The sequence below is a fragment of the Pedococcus soli genome (assembly GCF_054782575.1).
This window is the reverse complement of the sequence record NZ_BAAGSF010000003.1, coordinates 281,461-298,257: the sequence shown is the minus strand read 5'-3', so window position 1 is coordinate 298,257 and position 16,797 is coordinate 281,461. Positions and strand designations below refer to the sequence as shown.

Annotated in this window: 17 protein-coding genes; 5 read left to right on the top strand and 12 right to left on the bottom strand. The window is 70.1% G+C overall.

Going from position 1 to position 16,797, the window contains the following annotated elements:
* Positions 1-65: 65 nt before the first annotated feature.
* Complete coding sequence (gene rsrA / locus ACYVKF_RS04405) at positions 66-293, bottom strand: mycothiol system anti-sigma-R factor (protein WP_235529062.1); 228 nt, start codon at positions 291-293, stop codon at positions 66-68.
* Between the two features lie 53 nt (positions 294-346).
* Positions 347-970, bottom strand: coding sequence for a sigma-70 family RNA polymerase sigma factor (locus ACYVKF_RS04400; protein ID WP_056917216.1), 624 nt, complete (start codon positions 968-970; stop codon positions 347-349).
* Between the two features lie 251 nt (positions 971-1,221).
* On the opposite strand from ACYVKF_RS04400, the gene ACYVKF_RS04395 reads away from it, so the two are divergent.
* Positions 1,222-1,764: a ferritin gene (locus ACYVKF_RS04395; protein WP_056918280.1), complete on the top strand. Its 543-nt coding sequence runs from the start codon at positions 1,222-1,224 to the stop codon at positions 1,762-1,764.
* Here the strand turns inward: ACYVKF_RS04395 and ACYVKF_RS04390 are convergent.
* Together ACYVKF_RS04390 and ACYVKF_RS04385 are read right to left on the bottom strand one after the other, a co-directional pair.
* Complete coding sequence (locus tag ACYVKF_RS04390) at positions 1,761-2,414, bottom strand: alpha/beta hydrolase family protein (RefSeq protein WP_460965124.1); 654 nt, start codon at positions 2,412-2,414, stop codon at positions 1,761-1,763. The two genes, ACYVKF_RS04395 and ACYVKF_RS04390, sit on opposite strands and share 4 nt — an antisense overlap.
* A complete protein-coding gene (locus ACYVKF_RS04385) occupies positions 2,411-3,349 on the bottom strand; it encodes an SOS response-associated peptidase (RefSeq protein WP_082552862.1) in 939 nt (312 codons plus the stop codon). Before ACYVKF_RS04385 ends, ACYVKF_RS04390 begins: the two co-directional genes overlap by 4 nt.
* Positions 3,350-3,445: 96 nt before the next feature.
* Between ACYVKF_RS04385 and ACYVKF_RS04380 the strand changes: the two genes are divergently transcribed.
* Genes ACYVKF_RS04380 through rsgA form a run of 3 tightly spaced genes read left to right on the top strand, consistent with a single transcriptional unit; the run spans position 3,446 to position 6,385 of the window.
* On the top strand, positions 3,446-3,985 hold the full coding sequence (locus tag ACYVKF_RS04380) for a DoxX family protein (protein WP_460965122.1): 540 nt from the start codon (positions 3,446-3,448) through the stop codon (positions 3,983-3,985).
* Positions 3,972-5,351, top strand: coding sequence for a 3-phosphoshikimate 1-carboxyvinyltransferase (gene aroA, locus ACYVKF_RS04375; protein ID WP_460965120.1), 1,380 nt, complete (start codon positions 3,972-3,974; stop codon positions 5,349-5,351). Before ACYVKF_RS04380 ends, aroA begins: the two co-directional genes overlap by 14 nt.
* Entirely contained in the window at positions 5,348-6,385 is a 1,038-nt protein-coding gene (rsgA, locus tag ACYVKF_RS04370) for a ribosome small subunit-dependent GTPase A (protein ID WP_056915300.1), read from the top strand. The genes aroA and rsgA overlap by 4 nt, the downstream gene beginning before the upstream one ends.
* Positions 6,386-6,525: 140 nt before the next feature.
* On the opposite strand, the gene ACYVKF_RS04365 is transcribed toward rsgA, so the two are convergent.
* From ACYVKF_RS04365 to ACYVKF_RS04340, 6 genes are all read right to left on the bottom strand, one after another.
* A complete protein-coding gene (locus ACYVKF_RS04365) occupies positions 6,526-7,569 on the bottom strand; it encodes an ABC transporter ATP-binding protein (protein ID WP_056915301.1) in 1,044 nt (347 codons plus the stop codon).
* Positions 7,562-8,608, bottom strand: coding sequence for an ABC transporter ATP-binding protein (locus ACYVKF_RS04360; RefSeq protein ID WP_460965117.1), 1,047 nt, complete (start codon positions 8,606-8,608; stop codon positions 7,562-7,564). The genes ACYVKF_RS04365 and ACYVKF_RS04360 overlap by 8 nt, the downstream gene beginning before the upstream one ends.
* A gap of 19 nt (positions 8,609-8,627) precedes the next feature.
* The gene (locus tag ACYVKF_RS04355) at positions 8,628-9,560 is read right to left on the bottom strand and encodes an ABC transporter permease (RefSeq protein ID WP_056915302.1); all 933 of its coding nucleotides are present in this window, start codon (positions 9,558-9,560) and stop codon (positions 8,628-8,630) included.
* Complete coding sequence (locus ACYVKF_RS04350; RefSeq protein ID WP_056915303.1) at positions 9,553-10,479, bottom strand: ABC transporter permease; 927 nt, start codon at positions 10,477-10,479, stop codon at positions 9,553-9,555. Before ACYVKF_RS04350 ends, ACYVKF_RS04355 begins: the two co-directional genes overlap by 8 nt.
* Positions 10,480-10,727: 248 nt before the next feature.
* A complete protein-coding gene (locus ACYVKF_RS04345) occupies positions 10,728-12,389 on the bottom strand; it encodes a peptide ABC transporter substrate-binding protein (protein WP_056915304.1) in 1,662 nt (553 codons plus the stop codon).
* 219 nt (positions 12,390-12,608) lie between these two features.
* On the bottom strand, positions 12,609-13,082 hold the full coding sequence (locus tag ACYVKF_RS04340; RefSeq protein WP_460965114.1) for a DUF2231 domain-containing protein: 474 nt from the start codon (positions 13,080-13,082) through the stop codon (positions 12,609-12,611).
* Positions 13,083-13,255: 173 nt separating this feature from the next.
* On the opposite strand from ACYVKF_RS04340, the gene hisN reads away from it, so the two are divergent.
* Entirely contained in the window at positions 13,256-14,047 is a 792-nt protein-coding gene (gene hisN / locus ACYVKF_RS04335) for a histidinol-phosphatase (protein WP_056915306.1), read from the top strand.
* A gap of 87 nt (positions 14,048-14,134) precedes the next feature.
* Here hisN and ACYVKF_RS04330 read toward each other — a convergent pair whose 3' ends face one another.
* Both ACYVKF_RS04330 and ACYVKF_RS04325 read right to left on the bottom strand, forming a co-directional pair.
* A complete protein-coding gene (locus tag ACYVKF_RS04330; RefSeq protein WP_460965112.1) occupies positions 14,135-15,517 on the bottom strand; it encodes a M16 family metallopeptidase in 1,383 nt (460 codons plus the stop codon).
* The gene (locus ACYVKF_RS04325; protein ID WP_460965110.1) at positions 15,514-16,797 is read right to left on the bottom strand and encodes a M16 family metallopeptidase; all 1,284 of its coding nucleotides are present in this window, start codon (positions 16,795-16,797) and stop codon (positions 15,514-15,516) included. The genes ACYVKF_RS04330 and ACYVKF_RS04325 overlap by 4 nt, the downstream gene beginning before the upstream one ends.

The following is a 16,797-nucleotide window of genomic DNA, read 5'->3' as shown; positions in this document are numbered from 1 at the left end:
GACCGCCGCTCTCGTGGTGTCCGGGGTCGTGCCGGCAGGTCTGGTGCGACGCTGCGGAGGAGGCGCTACTCGGAGATCTCGTACCGGATCGTCGTGATCCGGGCCATGATCTCGGTCCGCAGCTGAACCGGTGCCTCCTCGCAGGCGCAGGAGCGCTTCACGAGCGCCTTGAGTGCCTGGTCGAGGTCGTACTGCTTCAGGCAGGGCGAGCAGGCCTCGAGGTGGTGGGCGATCTTCTCCGTGTCGTCACGGGTCATCTCGCCGTCGAGGTACTCGTAGACCCGGTGCAGCACCTCGGAGCAGTCTGCTCCTGCGGCGTCTCCCTGACCTGAGTCGCTTCCACACATCATGAGTCCGCTCCCTGGGTCGCGAAGCCGCGCTCGGCGGCGTAATCGGTCAGCAGCTCACGCAGCTGCCGCCTGCCTCGGTGCAGCCGGGACATCACGGTGCCGATCGGCGTGTCCATGATCTCGGCGATCTCCTTGTACGCGAAGCCCTCGACGTCGGCGAGGTACACCGCCATACGGAAGTCCTCCGGAAGGTCCTGCAGCGCGCGCTTCACCTCGGTGTCGGGGAGGTGGTCCAGCGCCTCGGTCTCGGCCGAGCGCAGGCCGGCGGAGCTGTGGGACTCGGCCCGGGCGAGCTGGTAGTCCTCGATCTCCGACGCGTCCGACTGGAGCGGCTCGCGCTGCTTCTTCCGGTAGCTGTTGATGTACGTGTTGGTGAGGATGCGGTACATCCACGCCTTGAAGTTCGTGCCCGGGCGGTACTGGTGGAACGCGGCGAAGGCCTTCGTGTAGGTCTCCTGCACGAGGTCCTCGGCGTCGGCCGGGTTGCGCGTGGTCCGCAGGGCGGCGGAGTACAGCTGGTCGAGCAGCGGCATGGCCTCGCGCTGGAAGCGGGCCTGCCGCTCCTCGGGCGACTCGGTGGCCACGTCGACGGTCGCGTCGGGGGCAGGGGTCTCAGTCATTGCCCTCCAGCCTAGCCCGCTCGTCGAGCGGCTCGGCCCGGTCGTGGTGGTCGTGCTCGACGTGGCACCCGCGGACAGGCCCAGCTGCACGGGTGCGGTCGTGCCACCCTCGGGCGGCGAGGCGGTCAGCATTGGCACGGTGCGGCTCCTTGGAGGCCGGGTCGAGGACCCTCGGGCTCCGGTTGCGGGTGGGGACATCTCGTGCAACGGCTCCGCCCCGGGTGTCATTCCCCGCGCGCTAACCTCGGCCCATGTCGCGCCACGCCAACCCCACCTTCGTCCAGCTGCTCGCTGAGCAGGTGAGGCACGAGTTCACCGCGAGCCAGCAGTACATCGCGATCGCGGTGTGGTTCGACGACCACGACCTCCCTCGCCTGGCCGCGCACTTCTACGCGCAGAGCGTCGAGGAACGCAACCACGCGATGATGATGGTCCAGTACATGCTCGACCGGGACTGGCCGGTGACCATCCCCGGCGTGGACGAGGTCCGCGGTGAGTTCGACAAGCCCACCGCCCCGATCGAGCTCGCCCTCGCCCAGGAGAAGGCCGTCACGGCCCAGATCGAGGCACTCTTCCGCGCCGCCCGTGAGGAGGGCGACGTCCTCGGCGAGCAGTTCATGCTGTGGTTCCTCAAGGAGCAGGTCGAAGAGGTCTCCTCGATGAACACCCTCCTGACCATCGCGGTCCGCGCGGGCACCGACTGGTTCCAGATCGAGGACCACCTCGCCCGCGAGGCCGTCGGCGACGGTGGCAACGACGCCTCCGCACCCGAGGCCGCCGGCGGCGCGCTCTAGCCTTCCGCGCCCTGCTGGTCCCCCAACCCGGCGAGGAACGCCGCGGCCGCGCGGACCAGGGCCCCGGTGTCCCTCACGGTGTGCTCACCGACGACCTCGGTGACCAGAGCGGGGTCGGGAAGCTCCGCCCTGACCTCCGCGGGGGTGCCGAACGGGTCCCGGGTGCCCTGGACCACGTGCAGCGGTATGCCGTGGGCCAGCGGTGCGCGCAGCTCACCCGCGCGGGAGGTCTCCGGCTTGCCCGGCGGGTGGAGGGGGAAGGCCAGGCAGAGCACCGCGTCGGCCCCGACCAGGTGGGCGGTGCGGCACGCCACCCTGGCGCCGTTGCTCTTCCCGGCCACGACCAGGGGCTGAGGGAGCCTTCCCCGACCCGTGGTCAGCGCCTGGACGACCGGCACCCACGCCTCGTCCTGCGGACCGGGCCGCGGCGGGGTGCGACGGCCGGCCACGCCCCACGCCTGGTGGACGAGGGCGACGGCCCACCCCTGCGCGACCAGTCTGTCGCGGACGGCGAGCACGTCGCGGCCGTCCACCCGGCCGCTGGCCCCGTGGGTGAGCACCACGGTCCCGCGGGCGTGGACGGGCCGCTGCACCTGCACCACGGCAGGCCCCAGCGTCGTGGGCACCTCGACCGTGCGCACCGTGGTCATGCGGGGTTCGCCCCGCCCACGGTCTCGGCGGACGGCACGGTCGACACAGCGGTCGACGCCGGGGCGGGCGACGTGGCCGCACCGCCGGTGCCCACGATCTCCCCCGTCATCGGGTCGACCACGCCCTCGAGCTCGGCCTCCCCCGCGGGCTCGATGAGCTGGGGCCCGTTGCTGCGGTTGGAGGACACCGCCGTGCCCACCGGGTACGCCTCGAACCGCCCCGGGCGGGAGAACGCCAGCAGTGCGCCCACCTCGGCGGTGTCGGTCATCTCCGGGTCGAGCCACGTGGCCCAGTCCTCGCGCTCGAGGACGAGCGGCTGGCGGTCGTGGATCCGGTCCAGGCCGGGCTCGGCGTCGGTCGTGATGATCGTGAACGTCGTCAGCCAGGCCTGCGGGTCGTCCTTGTCGGCGATCTCGCGGTCCCGCCAGAACTCGTAGAGACCGGCGAACGCCACGACGTCGCCGTCGGCCCGGTGCATGAAGAACGGCTGCTTGCGCGGGTTCCCCTTGGCGTCGGTGGCGACGGGCGACTTCTGCCACTCGTACCAGCCCTGCGCCGGGACGAGGCAGCGGCGGGACGCTGCGGCCTTCGCGAACGAGCTCTTCTCCAGGACCGACTCGGCCCGGGCGTTGATCATCCGCATCCCGATCTTGGTGTCCTTGGACCAGCTCGGGACCAGTCCCCACGTCAGCAACCGCAGCTGCCGCACCGGACCCGCGTCCGCGGCATACGCCTCGTCGGTGTCGCGCGGCACCCGCGAGAGGACCACGGGGGCCTGCTTGCTGGGGGCGAGGTTCCAGTCGGGGGCGCCCGCCGGCGGGCTCTGGGGGTTCTTGAGGATGCTGCGCGACGGGTCGCCGGTGCGGTCCTGCTCGACCTCGAACTCCTCCACGAGCTCGTCGGGATTCGCCGTCGCCGCGTACCGTCCGCACATGGTGGACAGGGTACGCAGCGACGCCGACGCGCCCCATACGGTAGGAAGGGAGCCGATGGGGAAAACCCGTCTCCCCAGACGTCCACAGGAGTGATCATGACCCTCGTCCGCCGTGTGGCCCGCCCGATGCTCGCCGCGATCTTCGTGGTGCAGGGGCTCGAGCAGCTGCGGCACCCCGCCGCGCTCAAGGCCAAGGTGGCCCCGTTCGCCGAGCAGGTCGCCCCGCTGGGCCTGCCCAACGACCCCGAGCTGCTGGTCCGCGCCAACGGCGCGACGATGGTCGGTGGTGGAGCGCTGCTCGCCACGGGCCACTTCCCGCGGCTGGCCTCGCTCGCGCTGGTCGGCTCGCTGGTGCCGACGACGTATGTGGGACACCGGTTCTGGGAGGAGACCGACCCCGCGGTGCGCACCACGCAGCGGATCGGGTTCCTCAAGAACCTCGGGCTCCTCGGAGGGCTGCTGCTCGCCTCGGTCGACACCGAGGGCAAGCCCGGTCTCGCCTACCGCGCGGGCCTGGCCGGCCACTCCGCCAAGCGGGTCGCGAAGCAGACCCGCCGCGAGGCCAAGCACGCGGCGCGTGCCGCCCGTCGCGAGGCCAAGCTCGCCGCGTCGCAGGCCCACGATGCCCTCACCTGATCCCGTCCGACCCACCCGCCCCTCGGACCCGTCGCTGAGCGCCACGTCCACGGCGCCTGCAGAGGGCGACTGGTCCGTGCCCGCGGCCCCGGGACCCGTCGACGCCGACGTCGTCCTACCCGGGAGCAAGTCGCTCACCAACCGCTTCCTCGTCCTGGCCGCGCTGGCCAACGGCCCGTCCCGGCTGCGTCGCCCGTTGCGCTCGCGGGACACGTTGCTCATGGCCCAGGCACTGCGTCAGCTGGGAGCCGGGATCGAGGACACGACCGCGCACTCCGGCGAGCTGCCGGACTGGGTCGTCACGCCGGCGACGCTGCGCGGCGGCGCCCGGGTGGACTGTGGGCTCGCCGGCACCGTCATGCGCTTCCTGCCGCCGGTCGCCGCCCTGGCTGCCGGGCCGGTGGCGTTCGACGGCGACCCGCAGGCGCGCGTGCGCCCGATGGGGCCGGTCCTCGACGCCCTGCGCGCCCTCGGCGCCGACCTCGACGACGGTGGCCGTGGCACGCTGCCCTTCACCGTCCGGGGCCGGGGCAGCCTCCCCGGTGGCGCGGTGACCCTGGACGCCTCGGCGTCGTCCCAGTTCATCTCGGCCCTGCTGCTCGCCGGCCCGAGGTACGACCGGGGCGTCACGATCCACCACGACGGGAAGCCGGTCCCTTCCGAGCCGCACATCGAGATGACCGTCGAGACCCTGCGCGACGCCGGTGCCCTCATCGACGACAGCGACCCCGACACCTGGCGCGTCGAGCCCTCGGAGATCAACGCCCTCGACGTGCAGGTCGAGCCGGACCTGTCCAACGCCGCACCGTTCCTCGCCGCAGGGCTGGTCACCGGCGGGCGGGTGACGGTCCCCGGCTGGCCGCACCACACCACCCAGGCCGGCGACGCCATCCGCGACATCCTCGACGCCATGGGTGCCGACGTGAACCTCAGCCGCGAGGGGCTGACGGTGTCGGGCACCGGCGAGGTGTCGGGCATCGACGTGGACCTGCACGACGCGTCCGAGCTGACGCCGGTCGTGGCGGCCGTGGCCGCGCTCGCCGACTCCCCCAGCGTGATCCGCGGCGTGGCCCACATCCGGGGCCACGAGACCGACCGCCTGGCAGCCCTCGCCCGCGAGCTCGGAGCCCTCGGCACCGTGGTCACCGAGACCGAGGACGGGCTGCGGATCGAGCCGAAACCGTTGCGGCCCAGCCTCTTCCACACCTACGCCGACCACCGCATGGTGATGGCCGGTGCGGTGCTGGGGCTCCGCTGCCCGGGCCTGGTCATCGAGGACGCAGGCACCGTCGCCAAGACGCTGCCCGAGTTCACCACGCTGTGGCACCGCCTCGTGTCGCCGGGCACCAGCGCAGCGGACGCATGAACCGCAAGGCCACCGACTACGACGAGAGCGACGTCCGGGTCCGCCCGAGCCGGAGGGGTTCGCGTCCGCGGTCGAAGGACCGCCCCGCCCACGAGGACGCGGTGCCGGGCTTCGTGGTGGCCGTGGACCGCGGCCGCTACACCGTGCTCATCCCCCGGGGCACCGGCCGCAAGGCGGCCCCCGAGCGGCTCGTGACGGCCATGAAGGCGCGCGAGCTCGGCCGCAAGGGCATCGTGGTCGGCGACGACGTCGGGCTGGTCGGCGACACCACCGGCAACCCCGACGGACTGGCCCGCATCGTCCGGCTGACCCCGCGCCGTTCGGTGCTGCGGCGCAGCGCCGACGACACCGACCCCGTGGAGCGGGTCATCGTCTCGAACGCCGACCAGCTGGTCATCGTCTCCGCCCTGGCCAACCCCGAACCCCGGCCGCGCCTGATCGACCGCTGCCTCGTCGCCGCCTACGACGCCGGCCTGGAGCCCCTCCTCGTCCTCACCAAGGCCGACCTCAAGGACCCGTCGGAGTTCCTCGGGAGCTACGCCCCGCTCAACGTCCCCAACGTCGTCACCTCGACGGGCGAGTCCGGCTTCGACGGGCTGGAGGGACTCACCGAGCGCCTCGTCGGCCGGGTGAGCGTCTTCGTCGGGCACTCCGGCGTCGGCAAGTCCACGCTGGTCAACGGCCTCGTGCCCGACGCGCGACGGGCGGTGGGCATCGTCAACGACCACACCGGCCGTGGCCGCCACACCTCCTCCTCCGCGGTCGCCCTGCGCCTCCCGGACGGCGACGGGTGGGTCATCGACACCCCCGGTGTGCGCTCGTTCGGCCTGGCCCACGTCGACCTGGGCCGCATCATCCAGCACTTCCCCGACCTCGAGGCCGGCACCGGCCTGTGCCCCCGCGGCTGCACCCACGACGAGGACGAGTGCGCCCTCGACGCATGGGTCGAGTCGGGCCAGGCGGGTCCGGCAGGGGCGTCCCGGCTCGAGTCGCTCCGCAGGCTCCTGCGGGCCCGCTCGGGCGAGGCCGACTGAGTCCCGACGTGTTCCGGGCGCGGTCCCGCCCACGGCGTCTCCTGCAGCGGGAGCCACCCTCACGGCATGGCAACCAACGACCGCGCCGCCCCCGTCGTGGGGAGCGGCGCGGTCGTTCGTGCGTATGCCGTGAGGGGACGTCAGACGGCGTTGCCGGCACCCTGCTCGGTGAGGTCGATCGTCTCGATGATCTCGCGCGGCTGGGCGAAGTGGCAGGCCGACAGGTGCTCGCCGGCGCCGTCGGGGCGCAGCTCGAGCAGCGGGATGTCGGTCTTGCACTTGTCCTGCGCCTTGAAGCACCGCGTGTGGAACCGGCAGCCCGAGGGCGGGTTCGCCGGCGAGGGGACGTCGCCCTTGAGGACGATCTGCTCCTTCTTGTCGCGCAGCGTCGGGTCCGGCACCGGCACGGCCGACAGCAGGGCCTGGGTGTAGGGGTGGGTGGGACGACCGTAGATGTCGTCCTCCTCCCCCAGCTCTGCCATCTTGCCGAGGTACATCACGCCGACGCGGTCGGAGATGTGACGCACCACGGACAGGTCGTGGGCGATGAAGATGTAGGACAGCCCGAGCTCGTCCTGCAGCTTCTCCATGAGGTTGACGACCTGCGCCTGCACCGACACGTCGAGCGCGGAGACCGGCTCGTCGCAGATCAGCACCTTGGGGTTGAGCGCGATGCCCCGGGCGATGCCGATGCGCTGGCGCTGGCCACCGGAGAACTGGTGCGGGTAGCGGTTGATGTGCTCAGGGTTGAGGCCCACCAGGTCGAGCAGGTCCTGCACGGCCTTGCGGCGGCCCTTCTTCGGCACCACGTCGGGGTGGATGTCGAACGGCTCCCCGACGATGTCGCCGACCGTCTTGCGCGGGTTGAGCGACGTGTAGGGGTCCTGGAACACGATCTGGATGTCGCGACGCAGCTTGCGCATCGCGCGACCCTTCTGCGCGTACATGTCGACACCGTCGAACACCACGGAACCCGAGGTGGGCTCCTCCAGGCGCATCAGCAGGCGGCCCAGCGTGGACTTGCCACAGCCGGACTCACCGACGATGCCCAGCGTCTCGCCCTTGAGGAGCTCGAAGCTGACACCGTCGACGGCCTTGACGTGGCCGACGGTGCGGCGCAGGACGCCACCCTTGATCGGGTAGTGCTTGACCAGGTCGGTCGCGGTCAGGATGGCTTCAGCCATTGAGGACCTCCTCGGCGAAATGGCAGGCGGACTCACGGCCGGGAGCAACGAGCCGCAGCGCGGGACGGTCCTCACGGCAGACGTCCTGGGCGTACTTGCAGCGCGGGTTGAACGCACACCCCTCGGGGATGCGCATGAGGTTCGGCGGGAGACCGCCGATCGCCGCGAGCTGCTGGCCCTTCTGGTCCAGTCGGGGAATCGACTCGAGCAGGCCCTTGGTGTACGGGTGGGCGGGCTGGCGGTACAGGTCGTACACGTCCGCGCGCTCGACGATGCGGCCGGCATACATGACCGCGATCTTGTCGGCCACGTCGGCCACGACGCCCAGGTCGTGCGTGATGAGGATGAGCCCCATCTGGCGCTCCTCCTGGAGCTCCTGCAGCAGCGCCATGATCTGGGCCTGGACGGTCACGTCGAGCGCGGTGGTCGGCTCGTCCGCGATGAGCACGGCCGGGTCGAGCGCGATGGCCATGGCGATCATGATGCGCTGGCGCATCCCGCCGGAGAACTGGTGCGGGTAGGCCTTCACCCGCTCCTTGGCACCCGGGATCTGCACGCGCTGCATGAGCTTGATCGCCCGCTCGAGCGAGTCGGAGCGGTTCATGCCGCGGTGCACGCGGAACATCTCGGCGATCTGCCAGCCCACCGGGAAGACCGGGTTGAGCGAGGACAGCGCGTCCTGGAAGACCATCGAGATCTCCGGGCCACGGGTCTTGCGTCGCTTCTCCGCCTGCATGGTCAGCAGGTCCTCACCGCAGTAGCGGATCTGGCCCTTGGGGATCACGGCCGGCGGCACGTCCAGGATGCCCATGATGGCCTGCGCCGTCACGGACTTGCCGGATCCCGACTCGCCGAGGATGGCCAGCGTCTGGCCCTCGTACAGGTCGAAGTTGACGCCGTTGATGGCCCTGGCGATGCCGTCGGCGGTGTGGAACTCGACATAGAGGTCCTCCACCTCGAGCAGCAGCCCGTCCTTGGCGTGGTACTCGGAGCCGGCCGCGGCCTTGCCGCTGCGCGTTCCGGTGTCAGTTGTCGTCATCTGTGTGTGTCTTTCCCGCTCAGCGCGACTTCGGGTCGAAGGCGTCGCGCACGGCGTCACCGAGCATGATGAAGGCCAGCACCGCAAGGGAGAGGAACAGGCTGGGGAACAGCAGGATGTGCGGGTAGGTCCGCACAGCCACGAGGGCGTCCGAGATCGCGACACCCCACGAGACGGCCGGCGGCGTGAGCCCGATCCCGAGGAAGCTCAAGGTGGCCTCCGCGGTGATGAACACACCGAGGTTGATCGTCGAGACCACGATGACCGGCGCGAGCGCGTTGGGCATGACGTGGGACCGGATGATCCGCCAGGGGCTGGCGCCGAGGGCGCGCGCCGCCTGCACGTAGTCGTTGGGCTTGACCTGCAGCACCGACGAACGCATCAGGCGGGCGATGCTCGGCCACCCGAAGACGGACAGCACCAGCACGACCTTGCCGACCACCACGAGGTAGGGCGTGTTCTGGTCGTTCGGGAAGGTGGACATGAACAGGATGCCGCCGAGGAGCAGCGGGATCGCGAAGAAGATGTCCGTCACGCGGGAGACCAGGGTGTCGAGGAAGCCGCCGTAGTACCCGGCGAGGACACCCATGACCAGGCCGATGACCACCGTGGCCAGCGTCGAGAAGACACCGACGAGGATCGACGCGCGGGCACCGTAGACGGTGCGCGAGTAGATGTCGTAGCCCTGGATGTCGCGACCGAACCACGCGTCGGCCCCTGGTTCCGCACGGGCCTCCTTGAGGACGGCTGCGCCGGGGTCGACGTTGGTGAACAGCTGCGGCACGAGTGCCATGACCACGAACAGGGTGATCAGGCTGACGGAGACCCAGAAGATCGGGTTCCCCTTGAGCTGGCGCCAGGCGTCGGACGCGAGCGAACGGCCCTCGTCCGCCTGGCCACCCACCGGCTGACCGGCCTCTGCGGAGACGGCGATGGTCGATGCCTCAGTCATGGCTGATCCTCGGGTCGAGCACGCCGTACAAGAGGTCGACGAGCAGGTTGGCGATGAGGAAGACGAGCACCAGGACGGTCACGGTGCCGACGACGCTCACGGGGTCGCGGTTGCGGATGCCGGTGAAGAGGAACCCACCGACGCCCTGGATGTTGAAGATGCGCTCGGTCACGATCGCGCCACCGAGCAGGCCGCCGAAGTCGGCGCCGATGAAGGTGACGACCGGGATCAGGGAGTTGCGCAGGGCGTGCACGCTCAGCGTGCGCCGGCGGGTCAGGCCCTTGGCGGTCGCGGTGCGCAGGTAGTCGGCCCGGAGGTTCTCGACGAGGTTGGTGCGCGTCAGGCGGGCCACGTAGGCGATCGAGGCGGAACCGAGGACGAAGGCCGGGAGCAGCAGCTTGTAGTACGTGACGTCGGAGCCCACGGTCGCCGGGAAGATCGGGTACTTGAGGCCGAAGTAGTACTGCAGCGTCACACCGATGACGAAGATCGGGATGGAGATGACGAAGAGCGTGCTCACCAGGACCAGGTTGTCGATGAACCGGCCCTTGCGGATGCCGGCCAGCACACCGGCGATGATGCCGATGACGGTCTCGAAGACGATCGCCATACCGGCCAGCTTGGCCGTGGTCGGGTAGCGGAGCTTGAGCTCGTCAACCACCGCGAGGTCGCGGAAGTTGGTGCCCAGGTCACCGTGGAGGAGGTTGCCCATGTACGTGAAGTACCGGACCAGGAACGGGTCGTTGAGGCCGTGCTTGTCACGGAACTCGGCCACGAAGGCAGCCGGGCACGGACGCTCGCCGCAGAGCCCGATGGTGGGGTCGCCGGGAAGGGCGTAGACCATGACGAAAATGATGAACGTGGCTCCAAGCAGCACCGGGATCATCTGAATCAGTCGCCGAAGGATGTACTTGTACACGTCACCTCCTTGGGTTTGACGCCAGCGGGATGGGGTGTTCCCGGCAGCGTGGCTGGACGAGCGGGGACGCTACCTCAGGTTGGCGTCGCTGCCCATCACAACATAGTCGTATAGGGGGTGCTGGGGGCATCAGGCGGGTCACGCCACGACTGTCCCCGGACAGGCCATCGGCCTGCCGACACTGGGCCGGCAGGCCGACGACCTGTCTGGATCCACTCACCCGATCAGGGTGGGCGAACCGGGTCGACTTACTTCAGCGCGAGGCTGGAGAAGTCGATCGTGCCGAACGCGGTGATCTTCACGCCGGTGACCTTGTCGGACCAGCCGAAGGTCGCGGTGGAGTACCACATCGGGATGGCCGGCATGTCGTTGGCGAGCAGTGCCTCGGCCTCCTGGTACTTCTGGTTGGCCTGAGCAGCGTCCGTCGAGGCAGCAGCCTCGGTGAGGAGCTTGTCGAACTCAGGGTTGCTGTACTTGCCATCGTTCGAGGACGCGCCGGTCTTGAAGATCGGGGCGAGGAAGTTCTCGATCGACGGGTAGTCCATCTGCCAGCCGGTGCGGAACATGCCCTTCTGCTTGCCCGCCGCGATGTTGCCGCGGAAGGTGGAGAAGTCCACGACCGGGGTGGCGACACAGTCGACACCGAGGGCACCCTTGATGGAGTTGCAGGTCGCCTCGACCCACGCCTTGTGAGAAGCGTCAGCGTTGTAGGCGATCGTCATCTTGCCGCCCTTGAAGCCGCCGGCCTCGTCCAGCTTGGCCTTGGCCTTGGCAGCGTCGAAGGTGCAGTACTCGCCACAGGCGTTGGCCTTGTAGCCGTCGACGACCGGGGAGACCCAGCCGGTGGCGGGCTGACGGGTGTTGTTGAAGATCTGCTTGATGATCGTCGGACGGTCGATGGCCATCGAGATGGCCTGACGGATCTTCGGGTCGGCGTAGTTCGGGTCGACCTTGACCGGCGCGAACGTGATGGTCTGGATGACGCCAACGGCCTTCTGGGCGTTGCGGTCAGGCAGGTCCGTCTTGTACTTGTCGTCGATCATCGCCGAGGAGGGAACCTCGTCGGTCACGTCGAGGTTGTTGGCCTGGACGTCGGTGTAGGCAGCGTCAGCGTCCTGGTAGATCTTGAACGTGATCGCGTCGAGCTTGCCACCGAACTTGCCCGAGTAGTCAGCGAACTTGCTGAGCTTGATCTCGGTGTTCTTGGTCCAGGAGTCGAGCTTGTACGGGCCCGCGCCGACCGGCTTCTCGCCGTAGGCCTTCGGGTCGCTGAAGAAGGTGTCCGGCAGCGGCGAGAACGCCGAGTAGCCGAGACGGACCGGCATGTTGGAGACCTTCTCGGTGGTCTTGATCGTGAAGGTGTAGTCGTCCTTCACGGCGAGACCGGTGAGGGTCTTGGCCTTCGGCGTGAACCCCTTGCAGGGGTCCTCGGCGTCGGTGCCGGCGCACTGCATGTCACCGAAACCCTCGATGGGCTCCATGAAGTACCCGGAGGACTGGGCGTTCGGGCCGTAGGCGGCGTAGTTCCAGGCGTCGACGAAGTTCTTCGCCTTGACCTCGGTGCCGTCCTGGAACTTGTAACCCTTCTTGATCGTCACCGTGAAGTTCTGGTTGTCCGTGGTGTCGATCTTGTCCGCGATGTCGTTCTCCGGCGCACCGGTCTCGGGGTTGTAGTGGACGAGCTTCGCCGTGATGGCGTCGAGCACGTTTCCACCACAGGTCTCCGTGGTGTTGCTGGGAATGAGGGGGTTCTGGGGGTTGCACCCACGGACCGTGACAGCGCCGCCGGCCTTGCCGCCTGCACTGGAGCTGGTGGCCTTGTCGCCGCTACCGCCACCACAGGCAGCTGCGAGCAGCGCCACGGTGGAAATACCAGCAACCATGGTCACCGTGCGAGTAAGTCCTCGCATTGATGTCCTCCTACTTAGGGTCTGCCGTTCGAGTGAACGGTCGGTCCGGGCTGCACGCCGGTCGGAGTGCAGCCCTGTAACGCCCAGGGCGTCGTGTTGTGGCACCCATGAAAGAGCAAGGAGGGAGTAAAGGCGACGTTCTGAGCCAACCCGAGACAAAAACGTGATCGTCCCGCAGCCGACCTGAGAGCAGATCTTCGGCGTGAGTGGCTTTTCGACCTATTGGGACGTGTTCCTCACGATCTGCCCCCACACGGCCTCGGTGCCCGAATGACCCACCCGGATGGTCCACACCACCACGACCCCGGCGGCCGCCGTGACCAGCACGGACAGGGCCGTGCGCACCTGCTGACCGGTGGTGGCGGAGGCCGACACCCGGGTGCGGTGGACCTGCACGAGGACCGCGGCCAGGAGCAGCGCACCGGCCATGAGGGGCAGTGGTCCGGCGAGATGACCGTGCTCCACCGCGGCCTGGCCCCCGAGCCGTCGCTGGAGCGCCTCCCCCGACTGCTTGGCCACGAAGGTCATGACCATGACGACGGCGTCGGCGGCGACGACGAGCCACCCGGCGGTCGCCCGTCCCGGTCGACGCCAGGCCCAGACCAGCGTGACGAGGGCCATCAGCGGCAGGAGCACCACGACGCCGTGCACCACGAGGGCGTGGACGGGGAGTCCGAGGACGGTGTCGAACACGGCAGGCTCCTGCGGGTCGGTCGGGTCCGGTGCGGACGGGCTGTCGGGACCTCAGGTCCGCCGACGCTAGCGGTGGACCACTCGGGCCGACACCCCTTCGCGGCTGGGAGATTGCTGTGAGTGCACCCGTGGCGGTCCCTCGCCGCACCGGGGGGACGGGCTAGCGTGGCCGGGTGCCCTACGACGACGACCTGCGCCTCGCCCATGTCCTGGCGGACGCCGTCGAACGCATCACCATGGCGCGGTTCCGCGCCGAGGACCTCGTCGTCGAGTCGAAGCCGGACCTCACCCTGGTGAGCGATGCGGATCGCTCCGCCGAGGAGCTCGTGCGTTCGCAGCTCAAGCGCACCAGGCCCCGCGACGCCGTCGAGGGCGAGGAGTTCGAGACCACGGGACACGGCCCGCGGCGATGGGTCATCGACCCGATCGACGGCACCCACAACTTCGTCCGTGGCGTCCCCGCGTGGGCGACGCTGATCTCCCTGGTCGACGAGGGGCAGCCGGTCCTCGGCCTCGTGGCCGCACCGGCGCTCGGCCGGCGGTGGTGGGCTGCAACGGGATCCGGCGCCTGGTCCGGTCGCAGCCTGACCGCCGCGAAGCGCATCCACGTGTCACGGGTGTCCCGGATCGAGGACGCCTCCCTGTCGTACTCGAGCCTGTCGGGATGGCGTGCCCTCGATCGGCACCAGCAGTTCCTCGACCTCACGGACGAGTGCTGGCGCACGCGCGCCTACGGAGACTTCTGGTCCTACATGCTCGTCGCCGAGGGGGCCGTCGACATCGCGGCGGAGCCCGAGCTCGCGGTCTACGACATGGCGGCGCTGGTCCCGATCGTCACCGAGGCCGGCGGCCGGTTCACGTCGCTGGCGGGCACCGTGGGTCCGTGGGGTGGCAACGCCGTGGCCACCAACGGGCTGCTGCACGACGAGGTCCTCGCCCGTCTGGGTACCGACGCGCGCGCCTGAACCGCTGACGGGCACACCTCGTTCGCGCCGCGCCCCGGACGCCGGACAGCGCCCGACGGCCCGGCGCCATCCGGCGTCCGACACACGTCAGTTGGGGACGACGGTGACCTCGCCGACGCCCAGCTCGCGGATGGCGTCGGCATACGTCGAGGCGTCCCCGACCACGACGACGGTCCACTCCCCCTGCACCCACCGGCGGTAGGCCTCCTGGAGGTCCTTCGGACCGAGCTCGCGCATCTGCTCGAGGTTGCGGGTGGTGAACTCCGTCGTGAGCCCCTCCAGGGCCATGGTCGAGGCCTCGTCGGCGACCGCGTCGGCCGTCGCGTAGCGGCCGGGTGCGGTCTTGCTGACGAAGTCGACCCCGGAGCGCACCTCCTCCTCGCCGAAGCCTTCGCGACCGCTGCCGAGGATCTCGAGCAGGAGCTGCACGGACTCCACGGTGGCGTCGGCGCGGACCGACCCCGAGGTGAGGAACAAACCGCCGGAGCTGCGCGGCCGGAAGACCGAGCGGATGCCGTAGGTGTAGCCCTTCTCCTCACGGAGCACCGCGTCCACCCGTGCGTTGGGCGAGCCGCCGACCACGAACCCGAGGACGGGGTATGGCGCCCAGCCACCTTCGACGCGTCGGTCCGGGCCCGCGCAGCCCACGAGGACCTCGCTCTGCACCGACCCCGGCCGGTCGACCAGCACGATCCGCGCGGCGTCGGCGGCGCGGAGCGCGGGGACGGCGTCCGGTACGGAGGCCTCCGCGGTCCAGGTGCCGAGGGTGCGCTCGACCATGCCGAACACGTCCAGGTCGGACAGGTCGCCGGCGACGACCGCCGTCATGCCCTGCGGGCCGACGTGCCTGGCGTGGAAGTCCACGACGTCCTGTCGCGTCAGCGCTGAGATCGACGTGGCCGTGCCGGCCGACGGCCGCGAGGCCCGGTCCTGCGCGTCGTAGAACGTCGCGACGAACTCGCGCGCGGCGCGCTGCGGCGCGAGGGCCCGCTCCTGCTCGATCTCGGCGAGCCTGGTGCGACGGATGCGGTCGACCTCGCTCTGCGGGAAGACCGGCTCGGAGAGTGCGAGCCGCAGGAGGTCGAGGGCCTCTTCGAGGCGTCGCTTGGGCACGTCGAGGTCGACCCCGACACCGGCCTCGTTGACCGAGGCCCCGAGCGCGATCCCCTTGCGCTCCAACAGCTCTGCGAACTCCTCGGGCGAGTGCTCGGCGGTCCCCTCGTCCAGCAGCCGTGCCATGACGGTGGCCACGCCCTCGACCTCGCGCGGCTCGGCGGACAGGGGAAGGGGCAGTGCCGTGCGCACCGAGATGACGTACTGCCCCGGGATGTCGTACGCCAGCACCTCGATGCCGTTGGAGAGGGTCTGCCGGGTGGGTACCGGGAAGCTCCACGGACCCGGCGGCGTGACCTCGGGGCGCGGGGCACCATCCTGCTGCGGGGTCTCGGTGGTGGTGTGTCCGGTGCTCATGCTGCGTCCTCCTGCGTCGCCACGAGGTGGCGCACGACCGCCCTGCTCTCGGGTGCCAGCCAGGCCTGCGCCGCGGCGCGCACCTGGTCGGGGGTCACCTGGCCGATGCGGTCCAGGAACGTGTTGATGAACTGCGCGTCGCCGTGCAGGAGGGCGTGCTGGCTGATGAGGTCGGCCCGCTCCTCCTGTCCCGCGAGTGCGGACAGCCAGCTGCGCTCGGACTGCGCCATCGCGGACTCGGCCTCGACCTCGGTCGGGCCCTCCTTCGCGAACCGCTCGAGCTCCTCGACCACGGCAGCCTCGATGGCCTGCGGGTCCTGACCCTCGGCGACGTCCACGACGAAGAACCCGAGGCTCACGCCGTCGACGAACCCCATCGCGTGGGCCTGAACCGCGTTGGCGACCTGCTCGCGGCGCACCAGGCGCTGCACGAGGCGCGAGGTCGACAGCCCACCCAGGGCGTCGATCGCGAGCGCCGCCGCGAAGAACTCCTCGGTGTTGTCGGCCGGCAGCCGGAACGCGATGTGCAGCCGGCCGTTCGGCACCGGTCCCGGCCGGTCGACGTGCACCGGCGCGGGCAGCGGCTCGAGCTGCGGGAGGTTGGCGCGCGGCGTCTCGGCGCTGGCCGGCAGGTGACCGAAGTAGCGCTCGGCCGCGGCGAAGCCCTCCTCGGGGGTCAGGTCGCCGACGAGGGTGAGCACGGTGTTGTTCGGCCCGTAGTAGCGGCGGAAGAACTCGTGCACGTCCTCGACGCTGGCCGCGTCGAGGTCCTCCATCGACCCGATCGTCGGGTGGTGGTAGGGGTGCCCCTCGGGGAACACCGCGGCATACACCTCGATCAGGGCCTTGCCGTAGGGCACGTTGTCGTAGCGCTGGCGCTTCTCCTCCTTGACGACGTCCCGCTGGTTGTCGAGGTTCTCCTGGTTGACCGCGTCGAGGAGGTACCCGTGCCGGTCGGCCTCCATCCAGAGGGCCAGCTCGTACGCACCCTTGGGCACGGTCTCGAAGTAGTTGGTGCGGTCGAACCACGTCGTCGCGTTGAGGCGTCCGCCCTCGGCCATCAGCCGGGTGAAGTGCTCACCGCTGGCGATGTTGCGCGAGCCCTGGAACATCAGGTGCTCGAAGAGGTGCGCGAAGCCGGTGCGTCCGGCGACCTCGTGGCGCGAGCCGACGTTGACCCAGAGGTTGACCGTGACGTTCGGGACGCTGGTGTCGGGCGAGACCACGACGCGCAGGCCGTTGGGCAGCGTGAACTCGTGGATCGGGTAGTCCAGGGGCAT

What these genes read in the sequence shown, in the direction of transcription:
- ACYVKF_RS04400 (WP_056917216.1), bottom strand. Translation starts at nt 970, where the DNA reads ATGACTGAGACCCCTGCCCCCGACGCGACCGTCGACGTGGCCACCGAG.
- ACYVKF_RS04395 (WP_056918280.1), top strand. Translation starts at nt 1,222, where the DNA reads ATGTCGCGCCACGCCAACCCCACCTTCGTCCAGCTGCTCGCTGAGCAG.
- ACYVKF_RS04390 (WP_460965124.1), bottom strand. Translation starts at nt 2,414, where the DNA reads ATGACCACGGTGCGCACGGTCGAGGTGCCCACGACGCTGGGGCCTGCC.
- ACYVKF_RS04385 (WP_082552862.1), bottom strand. Translation starts at nt 3,349, where the DNA reads ATGTGCGGACGGTACGCGGCGACGGCGAATCCCGACGAGCTCGTGGAG.
- ACYVKF_RS04380 (WP_460965122.1), top strand. Translation starts at nt 3,446, where the DNA reads ATGACCCTCGTCCGCCGTGTGGCCCGCCCGATGCTCGCCGCGATCTTC.
- aroA (WP_460965120.1), top strand. Translation starts at nt 3,972, where the DNA reads ATGCCCTCACCTGATCCCGTCCGACCCACCCGCCCCTCGGACCCGTCG.
- rsgA (WP_056915300.1), top strand. Translation starts at nt 5,348, where the DNA reads ATGAACCGCAAGGCCACCGACTACGACGAGAGCGACGTCCGGGTCCGC.
- ACYVKF_RS04365 (WP_056915301.1), bottom strand. Translation starts at nt 7,569, where the DNA reads ATGGCTGAAGCCATCCTGACCGCGACCGACCTGGTCAAGCACTACCCG.
- ACYVKF_RS04360 (WP_460965117.1), bottom strand. Translation starts at nt 8,608, where the DNA reads ATGACGACAACTGACACCGGAACGCGCAGCGGCAAGGCCGCGGCCGGC.
- ACYVKF_RS04355 (WP_056915302.1), bottom strand. Translation starts at nt 9,560, where the DNA reads ATGACTGAGGCATCGACCATCGCCGTCTCCGCAGAGGCCGGTCAGCCG.
- ACYVKF_RS04345 (WP_056915304.1), bottom strand. Translation starts at nt 12,389, where the DNA reads ATGCGAGGACTTACTCGCACGGTGACCATGGTTGCTGGTATTTCCACC.
- ACYVKF_RS04330 (WP_460965112.1), bottom strand. Translation starts at nt 15,517, where the DNA reads ATGAGCACCGGACACACCACCACCGAGACCCCGCAGCAGGATGGTGCC.
- ACYVKF_RS04325 (WP_460965110.1), bottom strand. Translation starts at nt 16,797, where the DNA reads ATGCCCCTGGACTACCCGATCCACGAGTTCACGCTGCCCAACGGCCTG.